The sequence below is a fragment of the Paenisporosarcina quisquiliarum genome, from assembly GCF_027563315.1.
GTDB classification, from domain to species: domain Bacteria; phylum Bacillota; class Bacilli; order Bacillales_A; family Planococcaceae; genus Paenisporosarcina; species Paenisporosarcina quisquiliarum.
The window spans coordinates 1-15,637 of record NZ_JAMKBJ010000011.1 but is presented as its reverse complement, the minus strand read 5'-3'; the positions used below and the strand labels follow the sequence as shown (position 1 = coordinate 15,637).

Annotated in this window: 20 protein-coding genes; all 20 read right to left on the bottom strand. The window is 39.6% G+C overall.

What is annotated here, in order from left to right:
* Positions 1–83 precede the first annotated feature (83 nt).
* Complete coding sequence (locus tag M9R32_RS12310; protein ID WP_269927034.1) at positions 84–902, bottom strand: TlyA family RNA methyltransferase; 819 nt, start codon at positions 900–902, stop codon at positions 84–86.
* Positions 899–2,803: a 1-deoxy-D-xylulose-5-phosphate synthase gene (dxs, locus tag M9R32_RS12305; protein ID WP_269927033.1), complete on the bottom strand. Its 1,905-nt coding sequence runs from the start codon at positions 2,801–2,803 to the stop codon at positions 899–901. Before dxs ends, M9R32_RS12310 begins: the two co-directional genes overlap by 4 nt.
* 87 nt (positions 2,804–2,890) lie before the next feature.
* Complete coding sequence (locus M9R32_RS12300; RefSeq protein WP_269927032.1) at positions 2,891–3,772, bottom strand: polyprenyl synthetase family protein; 882 nt, start codon at positions 3,770–3,772, stop codon at positions 2,891–2,893.
* On the bottom strand, positions 3,769–4,011 hold the full coding sequence (locus M9R32_RS12295) for an exodeoxyribonuclease VII small subunit (RefSeq protein ID WP_269927031.1): 243 nt from the start codon (positions 4,009–4,011) through the stop codon (positions 3,769–3,771). The genes M9R32_RS12300 and M9R32_RS12295 overlap by 4 nt, the downstream gene beginning before the upstream one ends.
* On the bottom strand, positions 4,008–5,366 hold the full coding sequence (xseA, locus tag M9R32_RS12290; protein ID WP_269927030.1) for an exodeoxyribonuclease VII large subunit: 1,359 nt from the start codon (positions 5,364–5,366) through the stop codon (positions 4,008–4,010). The genes M9R32_RS12295 and xseA overlap by 4 nt, the downstream gene beginning before the upstream one ends.
* 90 nt (positions 5,367–5,456) lie before the next feature.
* Positions 5,457–6,317 (bottom strand): bifunctional methylenetetrahydrofolate dehydrogenase/methenyltetrahydrofolate cyclohydrolase FolD, encoded by an 861-nt coding sequence (gene folD / locus M9R32_RS12285; protein WP_269927029.1) that lies wholly within the window; start codon positions 6,315–6,317, stop codon positions 5,457–5,459.
* A gap of 19 nt (positions 6,318–6,336) precedes the next feature.
* The gene (gene nusB, locus M9R32_RS12280) at positions 6,337–6,726 is read right to left on the bottom strand and encodes a transcription antitermination factor NusB (RefSeq protein WP_269927028.1); all 390 of its coding nucleotides are present in this window, start codon (positions 6,724–6,726) and stop codon (positions 6,337–6,339) included.
* Between the two features lie 126 nt (positions 6,727–6,852).
* Entirely contained in the window at positions 6,853–7,260 is a 408-nt protein-coding gene (locus M9R32_RS12275) for an Asp23/Gls24 family envelope stress response protein (RefSeq protein WP_269927027.1), read from the bottom strand.
* Positions 7,261–7,275: 15 nt separating this feature from the next.
* On the bottom strand, positions 7,276–8,628 hold the full coding sequence (gene accC / locus M9R32_RS12270) for an acetyl-CoA carboxylase biotin carboxylase subunit (protein WP_269927026.1): 1,353 nt from the start codon (positions 8,626–8,628) through the stop codon (positions 7,276–7,278).
* A gap of 10 nt (positions 8,629–8,638) precedes the next feature.
* Positions 8,639–9,151: an acetyl-CoA carboxylase biotin carboxyl carrier protein gene (accB, locus tag M9R32_RS12265; protein ID WP_269927025.1), complete on the bottom strand. Its 513-nt coding sequence runs from the start codon at positions 9,149–9,151 to the stop codon at positions 8,639–8,641.
* A gap of 480 nt (positions 9,152–9,631) precedes the next feature.
* A complete protein-coding gene (locus M9R32_RS12260) occupies positions 9,632–10,174 on the bottom strand; it encodes a SpoIIIAH-like family protein (RefSeq protein ID WP_269927024.1) in 543 nt (180 codons plus the stop codon).
* On the bottom strand, positions 10,171–10,611 hold the full coding sequence (locus M9R32_RS12255) for a hypothetical protein (protein WP_269927023.1): 441 nt from the start codon (positions 10,609–10,611) through the stop codon (positions 10,171–10,173). Before M9R32_RS12255 ends, M9R32_RS12260 begins: the two co-directional genes overlap by 4 nt.
* A 56-nt stretch (positions 10,612–10,667) precedes the next feature.
* Complete coding sequence (locus M9R32_RS12250) at positions 10,668–10,829, bottom strand: hypothetical protein (RefSeq protein ID WP_269927022.1); 162 nt, start codon at positions 10,827–10,829, stop codon at positions 10,668–10,670.
* Complete coding sequence (locus tag M9R32_RS12245) at positions 10,829–11,734, bottom strand: stage III sporulation protein AE (RefSeq protein WP_336283212.1); 906 nt, start codon at positions 11,732–11,734, stop codon at positions 10,829–10,831. Before M9R32_RS12245 ends, M9R32_RS12250 begins: the two co-directional genes overlap by 1 nt.
* A gap of 29 nt (positions 11,735–11,763) precedes the next feature.
* Complete coding sequence (locus tag M9R32_RS12240; protein ID WP_269927020.1) at positions 11,764–12,141, bottom strand: hypothetical protein; 378 nt, start codon at positions 12,139–12,141, stop codon at positions 11,764–11,766.
* Between the two features lie 3 nt (positions 12,142–12,144).
* Positions 12,145–12,345 carry a SpoIIIAC/SpoIIIAD family protein gene (locus M9R32_RS12235; protein ID WP_269927019.1) on the bottom strand — a complete coding sequence of 67 codons (201 nt, stop codon included), beginning with the start codon at positions 12,343–12,345 and terminating at the stop codon, positions 12,145–12,147.
* A 167-nt stretch (positions 12,346–12,512) separates the two neighbouring features.
* Positions 12,513–13,073 carry an elongation factor P gene (efp, locus tag M9R32_RS12230; protein ID WP_269927018.1) on the bottom strand — a complete coding sequence of 187 codons (561 nt, stop codon included), beginning with the start codon at positions 13,071–13,073 and terminating at the stop codon, positions 12,513–12,515.
* Positions 13,074–13,089: 16 nt separating this feature from the next.
* Entirely contained in the window at positions 13,090–14,151 is a 1,062-nt protein-coding gene (locus M9R32_RS12225; protein ID WP_269927017.1) for a M24 family metallopeptidase, read from the bottom strand.
* The gene (aroQ, locus tag M9R32_RS12220; RefSeq protein WP_269927016.1) at positions 14,152–14,595 is read right to left on the bottom strand and encodes a type II 3-dehydroquinate dehydratase; all 444 of its coding nucleotides are present in this window, start codon (positions 14,593–14,595) and stop codon (positions 14,152–14,154) included.
* Positions 14,596–14,655: 60 nt separating this feature from the next.
* Positions 14,656–15,078 (bottom strand): hypothetical protein, encoded by a 423-nt coding sequence (locus M9R32_RS12215; RefSeq protein ID WP_269927015.1) that lies wholly within the window; start codon positions 15,076–15,078, stop codon positions 14,656–14,658.
* Positions 15,079–15,637 lie beyond the last annotated feature (559 nt).

Sequence of the window (15,637 nt, the reverse complement as noted above, 5' to 3'; positions counted from 1 at the left end):
ATTGGTACTTTTTCTATAGTGTAGCTATTTTCACTCAATTTTTTGTTTGTATACGTCTGACAAGACCTACAATGTAGGCCGTGTCATGATAGTTGTGAATGTGCTTCACGCACAATTTCTTTTAAATGTTCTTCTGTAAAGGTTGTTTCATTTTCCTCAGTAGCTACTAAGTGAAACAAAAATTCAATATTCCCTTCCCCACCTGTAATTGGTGAGAAAGAAGCATTTTTTAGCGTGAAGCCGGTTTGTTGTGCAAAGCTCGCGATTGTTTGAAGTACGTTTACATGCACTTTGGGATCGCGCACAACGCCTTTTTTCCCGACATTTGCTTTTCCTGCTTCAAATTGAGGTTTTACCAGCGCTATGACATCGCTGCCAGGCACCAGCAAAGTTTTTAGAACAGGCAAAATTAGCTTCAACGAAATAAATGAAACATCAATCGTTGCAAATTCCGGCATACCTTCTGCTAAGTCAGCTGCTGTTACATAACGGAAATTGGTACGTTCCATAACCGTTACTCGTTCATCTTGGCGGATTTTCCAGGCAAGCTGATTATAACCTACATCCAACGCATAACAGTGACGTGCTCCGTTTTGCAAGGCGCAGTCAGTAAAACCGCCAGTGGAGGCTCCTATATCGAGCATTAACTTATCTTTTACATCCAATTGAAAAAATTCAAGTGCCTTTTCAAGTTTCAAGCCGCCTCTGCTGACATAGCGCAGTTCATTCCCCTTCACTTGCAAAGGAGAATCAATGGCAATTTTTTCGCCTGGTTTTTCTAAACGAAGTTCATTCGTATAAACAGTTCCAGCCATAATAGCTCGTTTTGCTTTTTCTCTTGTTTCACAAAGTCCACGTTCCACTAAAAGGACATCGACTCTTTCTTTTGGGGTTTTTATCATAATACGTGAGTACCAGCCTTACCAATCTTATTCATTTTATTTTGTATACGCGTGACTAATTCATCGGAATTTAAATGTATTTCATTTAACAATTCATCGACGTTTCCGTGCTCAATAAATTGGTCTGGAATCCCCATACGACTGACAGAGACGCCCGTATACTCATGATCTTGTATGAATTCCAAAATACTGCTGCCAAAACCACCTTGTAAAATCGCTTCTTCAACTGTGAATAGTGGAAGATCGCGCTCAACTAATTGATGGAGCATTCTCTCATCTAGTGGTTTTATGAACCTTGCATTAATTACTTCTACTTGAATACCTTCAAGAGATAGTCGTGCTGCAGCTTCCATTGCCATCGGAATTGTTGTACCGAATGTTAAAATCGCCGCATCCGTACCTTCTTTCAAAACTTCCCATGAACCGATTGGTATCGCTTTTAAATCTGCATCCATCGGAACTCCAATACCATTTCCTCTTGGGTAGCGCAAAGCAATCGGGCCATCATTATAATCAATGGCGGTTTTCACCATATGTTGGCCTTCATTTTCATCTTTAGGCATCATAATTACCATGTTTGGCAAGTGTCGTAAAAACGATATATCGAATACGCCTTGATGTGTTTCACCATCTGCACCGACTAAACCTGAACGGTCAATACCGATAAAGACATTTAAATTTTGTCGACATATATCGTGTAATACTTGGTCATATGCGCGTTGAAGGAAAGTTGAATAAATCGCTAAAAACGGTTTCATTTCCTGCGTAGCAAGACCTGCAGCCATTGTAGTTGCATGTTGCTCAGCAATTCCAACATCATAGAAGCGTCCAGGGAATTCAGAAGCGAAGCCTTCTAATTTCGAACCTACCGGCATTGCAGGTGTAATAGCGACAATTCGCTCATCTTCACGAGCAAGTTTACGCACGGTTTCAGCTACCAATCCACTCCAAGACGGAGCAGTTGTCGATGATTTTACGAATGCACCAGTTTCCATCTTATAAGGACCTGTTCCGTGCCAAGTACCGATTTTATCTTCTTCAGCAGGGCGGTACCCTTTGCCTTTTTTCGTAATGACATGAACCAATACTGGTCCCTTCATTTTCTTGGCATATAATAAATTCTCTTGCAAATCTTCGTAATTATGTCCGTCAATAGGACCTAAATACGTAAATCCAAGTTCTTCGAAAAACACACCTGAAACTAGTAAATATTTTAAGCTGTCTTTTACTCGTTCGGCCGTCGCTGCCAATTTCCCGCCTACTGCTGGAATTTTTTTCAGCAAGTACTCTAACTCATCTTTTGCTTTGTTGTATTTACCGGCTGTACGAAGTTTTCCTAGTACGGTATGAAGTGCACCAACGTTAGGTGCAATCGACATTTCATTATCATTCAAGATAACAATCATATCCGTTTTTTCATGACCGATATGATTTAATGCTTCCAGTGCCATTCCGCCTGTCAGGGCACCATCACCGATAATTGGGATAATATGATTTTTATCTTTTTTGATATCCCTTGCAGCCGCCATACCCATTGCTGCTGACAAGGAAGTAGAGCTGTGACCTGTCTCCCAAACATCATGTTCACTTTCAATGCGTTTTGGAAAACCACACAACCCTTTAAATTGGCGAAGTGTATCAAATTGATTAGCCCGACCCGTTAAAATTTTGTGGACATACGCTTGATGTCCAACATCCCATATAAATTTATCATCAGGACTATTAAAAATTCGGTGAAGAGATACAGTCAGTTCGACGACACCCAAGTTTGGACCGATGTGTCCACCAGTGATCGATAATTTTTCAATTAGAAACGAACGTATATCTTCACTTAACGTCAATAGTTCTTCGTGAGTTAAATCTTTTATAAAGGATGGACTTGTAATTGTATTTAAATCCATCGACATCACACACCTTTACACAATACTTGCGATTATTATCTTTCATTATATCAATGTCAACTGAATGTACAAACATTTACCTGATAACTATTTGTTGCGATTAACGATAAAAGCAGCTAATTCATCTAATAGACCAGGTTCACTTGAAATAAGGCGAAGTGATTCGATGGCTTGGTTATAATGCCAATCGCGTTTCATTTTTGCTCCATCGAGAGTCAATAATGCTGGATACGTATTTTTTTCGCTTGCAACGTCTTTTCCAGCCGTTTTCCCTAAAGATTCCGTTGTGCCTTCGATATCTAAAATGTCATCCTGTATTTGAAAGGCCAGTCCGATATGGAAACCGAAATCTTTCAATGCCTTCTTTGCATGAGCATCAGCAGAAGCTAAAATTGCCCCCGCTACAATACTAAATGTCAAAAGTGCACCAGTTTTGTTGATATGTATGGTTTCCAATTCTTCTACTGAAATGGTTTTTCTTTCGCTTTCAATATCCAGAACTTGTCCGCCAACCATTCCTTCAGCTCCTGCTGCCTCGCTCATTAGCTGAATGAGTTCAAGTTTATTGTCGGGTGAAACGGATTTCAGACGTGAAAGAACACCGAAACTGTAAGTTAATAATCCATCTCCAGCTAATATAGCCATTGCATCGCCATAAACTTTATGATTGGTCAATTTCCCTCTGCGGAAGTCATCATTATCCATGCTCGGTAAGTCGTCATGGATGAGAGAATAGGTATGGATCATTTCTATTGCTGCTCCAACAGTTGTTGCTTCAGAATGTTGCACTTTAAAAAAATCAAGGACAGCTAGTAAAAATAAAGGTCTTACTCTTTTGCCACCTGCCGCCAAAGAATAATTCATGGCCTCTTTTAAAATATCAGGTGCATTTATTGACTGGATTTGCTTAGTCAATTGCTGATCGATTTTAGGAATATGCACTTCGGTAAAAGTTTGAAGAAAAGTCATCGGGTTGCGTCCTCATTTTCAATAGCATCAAAAGGAACTTTTTCACCGCTATCATCCATAATGGAAATCAATTGTTTTTCTGCATTATGCAGCTTCTCGTGGCAAACCGTTGACAATTCCATGCCTTTTTTATAAAGAGAAATGGCATCCTCAAGAGGGACATCGCCTTGCTCCAACTGACGCACAATTTCTTCTAATTGTTCAATGGCTTGGTCAAAAGATACAGTGTTTTTTGTCATGATGATTCTCCTTTAGACTGTTTGTTAATAGATTCTATCGATGCAATTACGACTCCATCTTGTAATTTGATATGAAGTGGCTGAGTAGGATTGATCTCTTCAATTGATTTGACAACCTGGTCATTCTGGTACGTTAGACTGTAGCCTCTATCCATTATTTTCAATGGATTTAATGCTTCCAGTAACTGAATCATGTTACTGAACGATCGACCCTTAGCCTGCACATTTTTTTGAGCAGCCAGCTGCAATCGTTGTTCATAACTGATTACATTTTTTTGATGTTGTAATACCATTCTCTGCGGGTTTTGCAAAGTCAAACGCATGGTTTGCTGCGCAAGCTGTTGTTGTTTTTGTTGTAAAATTGCCCGTCCATTTTTCTCCAACTGTTCATTGGCTCGCGTCAGCCTTTCAACAAATGGGCGATACAATCTTTCTGGGTATGCAAGAGGATATGCAGATACAACCCGATTTAATCTTTTTCGCTCCTGCGATAAGATGGCTGTCACAATTGAAACCATTTGTGACTTTCTATTAGATACTCGTTCGAGCAAATCCAGTTGATTTGGAACAGCAAGTTCTGCTGCAGCAGTGGGAGTTGGCGCGCGCAGATCAGACACAAAGTCAGCGATTGTTGTATCCGTTTCATGACCTACAGCACTAATTATAGGGATGGTACTGTTCGCGATTTCCCTTGCAACAATTTCTTCGTTGAAAGCCCATAAATCTTCAATCGAACCGCCACCCCGCCCGACGATACAAACATCCAAATTAGGATAACTATGAGCACGTTTTAATGCTTTGACGATACTCGGTGCCGCACCCGCGCCTTGAACTAAAGCAGGAAAAATAATAACTTCCGCTAACGGATAACGTCGACTTAACGTCGTAACGATATCGCGGATCGCCGCTCCTGTGGAAGCTGTGATGACCCCGATTTTTTGAGGGTATTTAGGAATCTGTTTTTTTCTCGAAGGATGGAAAAGCCCTTCTTTCGCCAGTTTTTCTTTCAGTTGTTCAAACGCCACAAACAATTCACCTATTCCATCTGGTTGCATTACTTGAGCATATAACTGATATTGGCCTGACCCTTCATAAACATTTACATCACCTTGCAAAAGGACATTCATTCCGCTTTCTGGTCTGAATTTCAAACTTCTTGCTTGAGCCGCAAACATGACGGCAGGCATCCTTGTTTGATCGTCTTTTATGGTGAAATAAATATGTCCACTCGTATGTATTTTGACATTGGATAATTCCCCTTTGACGTAAACATTACGCAAATGGGGATCCGCATCAAATTTTCTTTTTATGTATTTAGTCAGTGCTTTCACTGTTAAATATGAAGTTGCAGTCACGTGCATTCAAACTCCTCACGAAGAAGAAATAGAAAAGCTGTCTTTCTATAAGAAAAACAGCTTCTTCCCTTTATTTTACCTGTTTTAACTTCATTTGTCTTGACGCAACTCATTTTCTGCGGATTGCACGGTGTTGGCCATTAACATGGTGATTGTCATGGGTCCGACTCCACCTGGAACTGGAGTTATGTATGACGCTTTTTCTTTTACCGTTTCAAAATCCACATCCCCACATAAACGATTATTTTCATCCCGATTCATGCCGACATCAATGACGACGGCACCGTTTTTAACATAATCACTCGTTATGATTTTTGTTTTACCAACTGCAACCACAAGTATGTCCGCCTGTAAGGTAATTTCTTTTAGATTGGGTGTCTTGGAATGCGCATAAGTAACGGTTGCATCTTTTTGTAAAAGTAATTGGCCCATTGGTTTTCCGACAATGTGGCTGCGTCCTACTACAACTGCATGTTTGCCTGCGGGATCTATCCCAGAGAATTCCAGGAGTTTCATCACTCCATATGGCGTACAAGGCAGGAAAGTTTCCTGTCCGAGCATCATTTTTCCAACACTGATGGGATGGAAACCATCCACATCTTTCGCTGGATCTATGGCAGCCAATACAGCTGATTCTCCAATGTGTACCGGTAACGGCAATTGTACTAAAATGCCATGAATGCTAGGGTCTTGATTTAAAGAATGTATCGTTTGCAAAAGTTCACTTTCCGTTAAGTCCGCCTCAAAAGAAAGTAAACGAGAATTCATGCCAAGTGCTTCACACGTTTTTTGTTTATTGGAAACATAGGTCTTCGAAGCTGCGTTATCACCAACTAAAATAACCGCTAAGCCCGGAGTAATGCCTTGATTTTTCAAGTAAATGATTCGTTCGGTTAAATCATCGCGTATCTCTTGTCCAATTTCTTTTCCGCTAATTAATGCACTCGACATGTCTTAATTCCCCCTGTTGTCAGTTAGAAGTTTCGACCGTATATTTAGATAGAACTCCGTTTACAAACTTGCTTGATTTCTCATCACCAAACGTTTTGCATAATTCAATCGCTTCATTCATTACGACTTTTGAAGGTGCATCTTGCATAAATAACAATTCATAAACTGCCAAACGCAATACTGTGCGTTCAATCTTAGGTAAACGATCCAAAGACCAGTTCTCTAATTTTGTTTTAAGTGATTCATCTATTTGCGCCAGCTGTTCAGTCGTTCCACGAACAAGTTTTTCATAGAAAGAATCATTGTCGCCATCTAAAACGTGGCTCATTGCTTCTTCAATTGTTAACTCCGTGTTCTCTAACTGAAACAAAGTTTGCAACGCTTTTTCACGAGCTTCTCTACGTTTCATGGGTAGTCTCCTTTTATATGCATTCGAACACATCATAGCATATTTCGCGTACACAAGACATCCTCAAAGGGAAGTTCGAATGTTCAGAAAAAAACATCGTTCGGATTGACCGAACGATGTTTAAGGTTATTCGTTAGTTGTTTCTTTTTGCTGTTCAAACTGGACGCCCGTAATATGAACATTTACTTCCTGTGTTTCAAGCAGTGTCATATTCAAGATTGCTTGACGCACTTGGCTTTGCACTTCTTTAGCTACTTTAGGAATTGATGCGCCATATTTCACGGTGCAATAAATTTCAACAAAAAGACCTTGGTCAGTCAACTCAGTTTTGATCCCTTTACCGTGAACTTTTTTGCCTAAACGCTCGGCAACTCCTGTTGCAAAACTTCCGCGTGTACCTGCCACTCCTTCAACATCTGTTGTGGCAATGCCTGCGATTACTTCGAGTACTTCAGGAGCTACTTCGATCTTACCTAACTCTTCCTTACCAGCAGGAGTCATCTGCAAATAAGCTGTTGTTGTTTTTTCAGCCATTTCAATCATCCTTTCCTAGGAATTCATGACGTCGTATTTCTCTAAAAACTTCGTATCGAAATCACCAGATTTGAATTCTTCATGGTCCATCAATTTCGCATGGAAAGGAATTGTTGTATGAACGCCTTCCACAACAAACTCACTTAGCGCACGCTTCATTTTTGCAACTGCTTCTTCACGGGTATCCGCGAAAGTAATCAGTTTGGCCACCATTGAATCATAGTATGGAGGAATGCTGTAGCCTGAATACATTGCTGAATCCACACGTACACCGTTACCGCCCGGCGCTAGATACATTTCAACTTTACCAGCTGAAGGCATGAAGTTTTTCGAAGGATTTTCTGCATTGATACGACACTCAATTGCCCATCCTTTAATGGTCACGTCTTCCTGCGTATACGCTAACGTTTCGCCAGAAGCTACTTTAAGCTGCTGTTGAATCAAATCAATGCCAGTTACCATTTCAGTAACAGGATGTTCAACTTGAATACGTGTATTCATTTCCATAAAGTAAAACTTTTGATTAATATGGTCGAATATAAATTCAACTGTTCCCGCACTGCGATAGTTCACTGCTTGAGCAGCTTTTACAGCCGCATCGCCCATTTGACTACGGATTTCCGGAGATAAAGCTGGAGACGGCGCTTCTTCTACCAGTTTTTGCATACGACGTTGGATTGAACAATCACGTTCACCTAAATGAATTGCATTTCCGAAATTATCAGCCAAAACTTGGATTTCAACATGGCGGAAGATTTCAATGAACTTTTCAATATAGACACCCGGGTTGCCGAAAGCAGCCGCAGCTTCTTTTTGAGTAATCTGAATGCCTTTGACCAGTTCTTCTTCCGTACGTGCCACACGAATCCCTTTACCGCCACCACCGGCAGTTGCCTTAATAATGACTGGGAAGCCTATTTCACGGGCGATTTCCAAACCTTCTTTTTCGTCCGCTACAATGCCTGTAGAGCCAGGCACGACAGGAACGCCAGCTTTTCGCATCGTTTCACGCGCAACATCTTTTGTACCCATTCTTGAGATAGCGTCAGAAGTTGGACCGATGAACGTGATATTGCATTGTTCACACAGCTCAGCAAAACTTGCATTTTCAGCCAAGAAACCATATCCAGGATGAATACCATCACAACCCGTCAACTTTGCAACGCTAATGATATTGCTGAAGTTCAGGTAACTATCTTTCGATTGTTTTGGACCGATACAATAAGCTTCATCCGCCATTTGAACATGCAACGCTTCACGATCTGCTTCCGAATAGACAGCAACTGTTTCAATATCCAACTCTTTACACGCACGAATAATACGAACCGCGATTTCACCACGATTGGCAATTAAAACTTTTTTCATCATCCGTTCCCCCTCAGTTCGCTTTTACTAAGAACAGAGGTTGGCCGTACTCTACGAGTTGTCCATCTTTTGCTAAAATTTCTACAATCTCGCCAGACACTTCTGCTTCGATTTCGTTGAATAATTTCATTGCTTCTACGATACATACAACGCCATCTTCCGTTACTTTATCGCCTACTTGAACATACGCCGGCGTATCCGGTGAGGAAGATTGATAGAATGTCCCTACCATTGGTGAAGTGATTTGATGTAGAGAAGCATCATTTACAGCTGATTCTTTAACTTCAACATCAGCTTTTGCTTCTTTAGCAGTTGGAGCAACCGGTGCTGGATTTACTTCTACTGAAGCTGGAGTTTCAACAGCAGGTGCTGCTGGTTTCGGTTGAGGAACCACCGTTTCAGTAGTTACCTGTACACCATTTTTTTTCAGTTTCACTTTTGTGCCTTCAGACTCGTAAATAAACTCATCGATTGATGAATGGTCAATTAATTTAATAATTTCACGAATTTCTTGTACTTTTAACATTCCGAACTCCCCTTACCTCGTATCGAATTACGTACCTCTTCTATTTTAGACGTTATTGAGAAAATTTGAAATAGATAACCAAAACTTTTTAAGAGTTGGTACTAATTCGGAAAGTTCGGAGAAGTTAGATATTAATTATTAATCCACTATTGTAGCTTATAAATACAATTCTGCTCTTATTATTGAAACCTGAAAATAACAATAAGAGTCTTGACAACAGAACAAATACCTTTTTGCGTGGTTATTCCTGGAATATAAAGCAGTGCATGGTGCGGAAAATTTTAACGAGAATTGATCATTGGTGATTCAGACGTCATGATCGTTTTTTCAGACGTCGTGCCTCGATTTTCAGACGTCATCTTCATTTTTTCAGATGTCAATCGCTAAAAGTCAGACTGAGCGTCTGCTCACCAAAAGTAACACACTACTAATCTCATTTATTCGAAAAAAAAAGGACCTAAATTCGGCCCTTTTCGTTCATTATGAAGCTGGTTGGAATGTTACCGTTACTTTTTTCGCATCTTCCCATTGTTTCATGACAGTGTGAATAATTTCATTTGCTTGGGATTTTCCAAGTTCATCAGCGATAACGGTTACATCCACTTTACCTGTATCTGTTTGTACCAAGGCATCTGAATATCCTAGTGAACGAATGAGCATTTCAAGCATAGCTTCCGTTGATTCGCGTACTGTTAAATCATCCATTGTTGAGTACGCTTCATTCACTTCGTCAGCCGACATTTCGTTTGAAGCAATTCTTGCTGTCAATTGTTCTTTTAACTGACTGCGTTCGTTTTGTAATTCCATTCTCATTTCTTCAAATAACGCACTTTGAGCATATACTGGTGTCACTGATTCATCTGCAGTTGTGTCATCGACCTTCATTTGATCAAGTTCTTCATCTGAGAAAATAGCTAAACCATCAAAGGGCATATTGTTGGGTTCGTTCACGTAATACACCGAAATTACTGCTACCAAACTTAATAGAGTTAGCATCCACACTGTACGTTTTTTGACTTTCATTTAGAAACCCCTTTCTCATCCATCGGGACGACGACAATTCGATGTTCTGGCAGCAATAAAACTGCCGATAAATATTCTTTTAACATTAATCTGGTTTTTGCTTGATCCGCTCCACTGGCTACTACCAATACGGATTGAATAGTTGATTGATCACTGGTTGTCTGATCAAACAAGGCAAAGCTAGGTTTTTCCGTAACTGTTTGATGAGGCTCGTTCGTGCCTGTATAAAAGAATAATTCGACTTCACCTACCCCAGCCATTTTTTCCAATGCCGTTTTCAATGAGTTTTCTTGCGTTATTGCATCTTGTGACTGACTGGATGTGTTAGATTGCTTGGTGAATATGGATTCACTGAACAAGAAAAACACCATGAATACCAAGAGACTAGCGAGCAGGATCCCGCTTTTCATTCGATTCGTTTTAATGGATGGAATCACGCTCCTCTCTTAAGTGAGACAGGCATTTGATAAACTATATGACAAGCATTCCTCAACTATTCATAGAAAAAAGAAGAGATAAACAATAAGATATACATGGCTAGTCCCAGTTTGGTATATTCCTCAATCTTATCTGTGGAATCAGAGTTCTGAAAAATTGCCTGAAGGATCTCACTGAGAAGAATAATGAACACTAATCCTTTTAACCAATCAGCCATTATGAACCCCTCATCAGCATCGAGAATTTAACCAATATCACAATGAAAATGGCCGTATAGAAAAAGGCGAAGGCAATCAAGAAAGATAAAATACTTAAGACGAAAATCGATTTGCCGATATCATCCAGAAAACTGGCCAGATCCTCAGGTCCGAATGGTTCAATAATTGCGGCCACCAATCGATAGCAAAATGCAATACTGATTGTTTTTAATGTAGGAATCAACACAACCAGGAGTATGGTAAATGCAATACCACCACCGGTAATGGAGGTGATGGATGATGAAAAACGTGTAAATGTACTTAAACTCTCGGAAAAAAAAGAACCCACAAACGGAATGTTTTGTTGAATGATTTTTTTGATGGGTTCTGTAACTGCACTTGAGATGTTCCAGGAAATGAAGCCTTGAATTGAAATGAAAAAACTATAGATAACGACAACTGCGGAAACGATACTGAGTAAAGACGTCCGTATAATATCGGTCAGTTTTGAAAACGGGGTAGCCGGATGGAAACGACTGATGAAATCTAGCAGGATAGTGGTCATTAATAACGGGATAAGAATTCTCTCGGTAAGCACCACGGTAAATTGAATAAATACATAGAGTGCAGGATTCCAAATAGAAAATGCCATCGTTCCGCTATTCATCAACAAACCAGCCGTCAATACGGGATAGACACTCATAAAAACAGTTACCATCTGTCGCGCAAATTGCTGCATAATATGCATCGCATCAATTGCTGGCGTCAGAGTGTACAGCACCGCAATACAAAAAAGGGATAACCTTGTCCATCGTTTGGCCTCAGGAAATAAAATATCGATAATCATCGCAAAAATAATTGCGATGAGTAGTACGATAAAGTATCGGGTTACACCAAAAAAATAGGTATACAAGGGTTCAAGCATGAACCTTCCCACCTCTTTTACACCTAAAATTATTCGATCAAAAGCCGAGTCAGCGTATTAAACATTTGCTGTATGAGTGGCAACCAATAGGTGAGAATCAATACATGACAACTTACAGATATGATTGGAACAAACGTATTCAGATTTAAATTTCGACACCATTCAATCAACGCTTCTCCTAAAAATGTCAGGAATACAGAGATTAACAGTACCCGTGCAATGGGAAGTGCTTCTTTCGGTGCTTGTTCTAGTACATGTCTAACGATTGGAAAGAGCGTTTGGAATAAAATATTTGAGAGTAAAATAAAAAAGAAAAAGCTGAGAATCAGAGGTGAAAATTGCGGAAGGATTTGCTTTAGCAACAACATCAGAAACATAATTACGATTGTGACCAGGATGATTTGCATATCTTACACCGAAATGGTAAGCCATTCGAAAAAAGTGGTGATTTCTTCAAAGAAGAAACGTAGAAAACGCAACATTTCCACGGTCATATACAGATATCCAAATACAAATAAAAAAAATGAGAATTCTTTTTTCCCCGTCTGTTCAAAGAAAAGGTGCAACAATGCAAGAATCAATCCAATTCCCGCCACTCGAATTACATCCATAAATTCCGACTTGTCCCCTCCTCTGTCTATTCATCGTATGCAAAAACGGGCGAAGACATGAAAAAAAGTTGCCAACTGCACAATGTGCAATTAGCAACTCTTTTTTTATTTTACGTGTCATTAGGAATATGCGAATCCAAGCTTGTGTTCGCATATTAATCCTTTAATTATTGAGCTCTTGAAACGTAAGCCGCTTCTGATGTGTTGATGATTAATTTATCACCTTGGTTGATGAAGAAAGGAACTTGTACAGAAAGACCTGTTTCTAAAATCGCAGGTTTTGTTCCGCCACTTGCTGTATCGCCTTTAATACCTGGTTCTGTTTCTGTAACTTCCAAAACAACTGTATTTGGCAATTCAACCCCTAGAGTTTCCCCTTGGTATTGCATGATCTGAACTTCCATGTTTTCACGAAGGAATTTCAATTCGTACTCGATTTGGTTTGAATCAAGTTCAATTTGTTCATACGAATCAGTATCCATGAAGTTGTGTGTATCGCCATTTGCGTATAAATACTGCATTTTGCGGTTATCAATTTGAGCTTTTTCCACTTTTTCACCAGCACGGAATGTTTTCTCATTCACTGCGCCAGTACGAATGTTACGTAATTTCGAACGAACAAAAGCAGCACCTTTACCTGGTTTTACGTGTTGGAAATCTAGTACGCGCCAGATCCCGCCGTCTACTTCAATTGTTAAACCTGTTTTAAAATCGTTTACTGAAATCATGAGTGTTCCTCCAAAATTATAAGATAAGTAACTCTTTTGTAGAATGTGTTAATTTTTCAAGTCCTGTCGCTGTCACAACTGCATCATCTTCAATACGAACCCCACCGATACCAGGTAAATAAATGCCTGGCTCAATCGTAATCACCATACCTTCTTCGAGAACTGTTTCCGAACGGAACGATAATCCAGGGCCTTCATGTACTTCTAATCCGATACCATGTCCTAATGAATGACCGAACGCTTCCCCGTATCCTTTGGACTTAATATAATCACGAGCGATTGCGTCTGCCTCAATACCAGTCATACCTGGTTTAATTTTCTCCAGAGACAATAATTGTGCATCTAAGACAACTTGATAAATTTCTTTCAATTTTTCACTCGGTTCCCCGACAGCTACAGTTCTTGTTACGTCAGATACATATCCATTATACAATGCACCGAAGTCCAATGTAACAAAATCGCCTTTTTCGATGACTTTATCCGTTGCAACTCCATGTGGAAGTGCTGATCGAAGTCCTGATGCTACAATGATATCGAATGAAGAAGATGTTGCACCTTGTTTGCGCATAAAGAATTCAAGTTCATTGGAAACTTCCAATTCCGTTTTGCCAGGTGCAATAAATGTTAGGATGTGTTCAAAAGCCGCTTCGGCAATATCAGCGGCAGCCTTAATAATAGTAATCTCTTGAGGCGTCTTAATCAAGCGGATTTTCTCAATAAGGCCAGATACGGGTACAAGTTCTGTGTTAACTGCTTTTTTATAGCTCTCATACATCGCATAGCTCATGTCGTCTTTCTCGAAACCTACTTTTTTCACATTCATTTTTTCCAGTTGCACACTGACTTCTTCCAACATCGTTTTCGTATGTTGAACGATTTCAAAGTTCTGGATTTGTTTTGCTGCTTGTTCCGTATAACGGAAATCCGTAATAAAAACCGCTTGATCTTTAGAAACGATTGCTACACCAGCCGTCCCCGTGAAATCAGTTATGTATCGGCGATTGTGACCGCTTGTAATAAGCAATGCATCAATCTGATGTTCCTCTAATGCTGAACGTAATTTAGACAATTTCTCCATTTAAGATTCCCCTTTTCTTCTATGTAAAAATGTTTCTAGTGCTAATGTATAACCGAATGTTCCCAGACCACAAATTTGACCGACACATACAGGAGCCAGGACAGATTGATGACGAAAGCTTTCCCTGCTATGGATATTGGAAATATGAACCTCTATTACCGGAACTGTTATAGAAGAAATGGCATCACGAATCGCGTAACTTGTGTGCGTATACGCTCCCGGGTTGAAAATAATGCCATCTATTTCATCATCTTCAGCATCATGAAGCCAATCGATCAATTGACCTTCATGGTTCGATTGCTTGCATTGGACGTGAACTTCCGATTGCTTTCCTCGGGTTATCATCATTTGTTCCAAATCTTCCAATGTCTCATGTCCGTAAATAGAAGGTTCACGTTTACCTAAACGATTCAGGTTCGGTCCATTTAAACAAAGAATTTTCATCTTTTTCCCTCCAGTTCCATCGTGCCCCCTTCATTTTATCATAACAAATAGTTGCAGCAACTACTTTCGTTTGTCCTCGTAAACCTCTTGATCATAATAAACAATTGTCTCAGCAAGCGCTCGACTTATGATTAATATCGAAGCTACAATAGGAATCGAGTTCCAACTGATATGTGAAAAATCTTGATAAATACTCCATTCCAACAAAATCCAAATGGCCAATCCGACAACGATTGAAGTGGCAAATGCAGGCATTTTTTTAATCAGTAAAAACAGGCCCATCGTAATATTAATAACTAAAAAAATAACGAGGAAAGTAAGTATCCATTTCACAAATGGGTGTGCCGCGGAAAACACTTGCCATTTTTGAGTCCAACGTATTGGATTCCATGTAATATAATCAAATACAAACAGAAACTTCAACATAATGGTGAAGACCAAGGCGTGTGCTGAAGATATTGTTATAAAGTGTATTGCTTTCATTCTTATCACTATCCTTTCTATCTCCTCAATTTTGACTAACCTCACTCTCTCTATTCATAGATATAGTCTTTTTTCAAAAAATTTAGTACAATAGGTAACTTAACTTTCTCAGGATGAAAAAAGACTTGTTTAAAAATAGAATCTGACTAGGAAAAGTCTTTCTCGATGCATTTGCCTGGAATCTCATCGTCCCATGTGTAAGTGCTTTTGGGTAACGAAAGATTCGACACCTCGTTTCGAGAAAAAACCAGCTAAAGATGGAATTTTGGCTGGTCCCTTCAATTTTTATCCGGTTGTGCGAAGCTTATTTCTATATCGTATATAGTGTGAACGCGTTATCAGTTGTTGCTGTAGGACAAACATTACGCTTAATTGTAATAAGTGACGCTGACGTAGGAGAAATTGAAGTTGACGTAGGAATTATAGACGTTGACGGTTTGGCCCCCTCTATTTAGACACCATCTTTAAAAATTAAAGACTAATCTTTTGTGAATGGCCATTATTTTCTTGAAAACGTCTTAAAAACTGGCAAGGTGAAAGATAATTTAAACTTCCATGA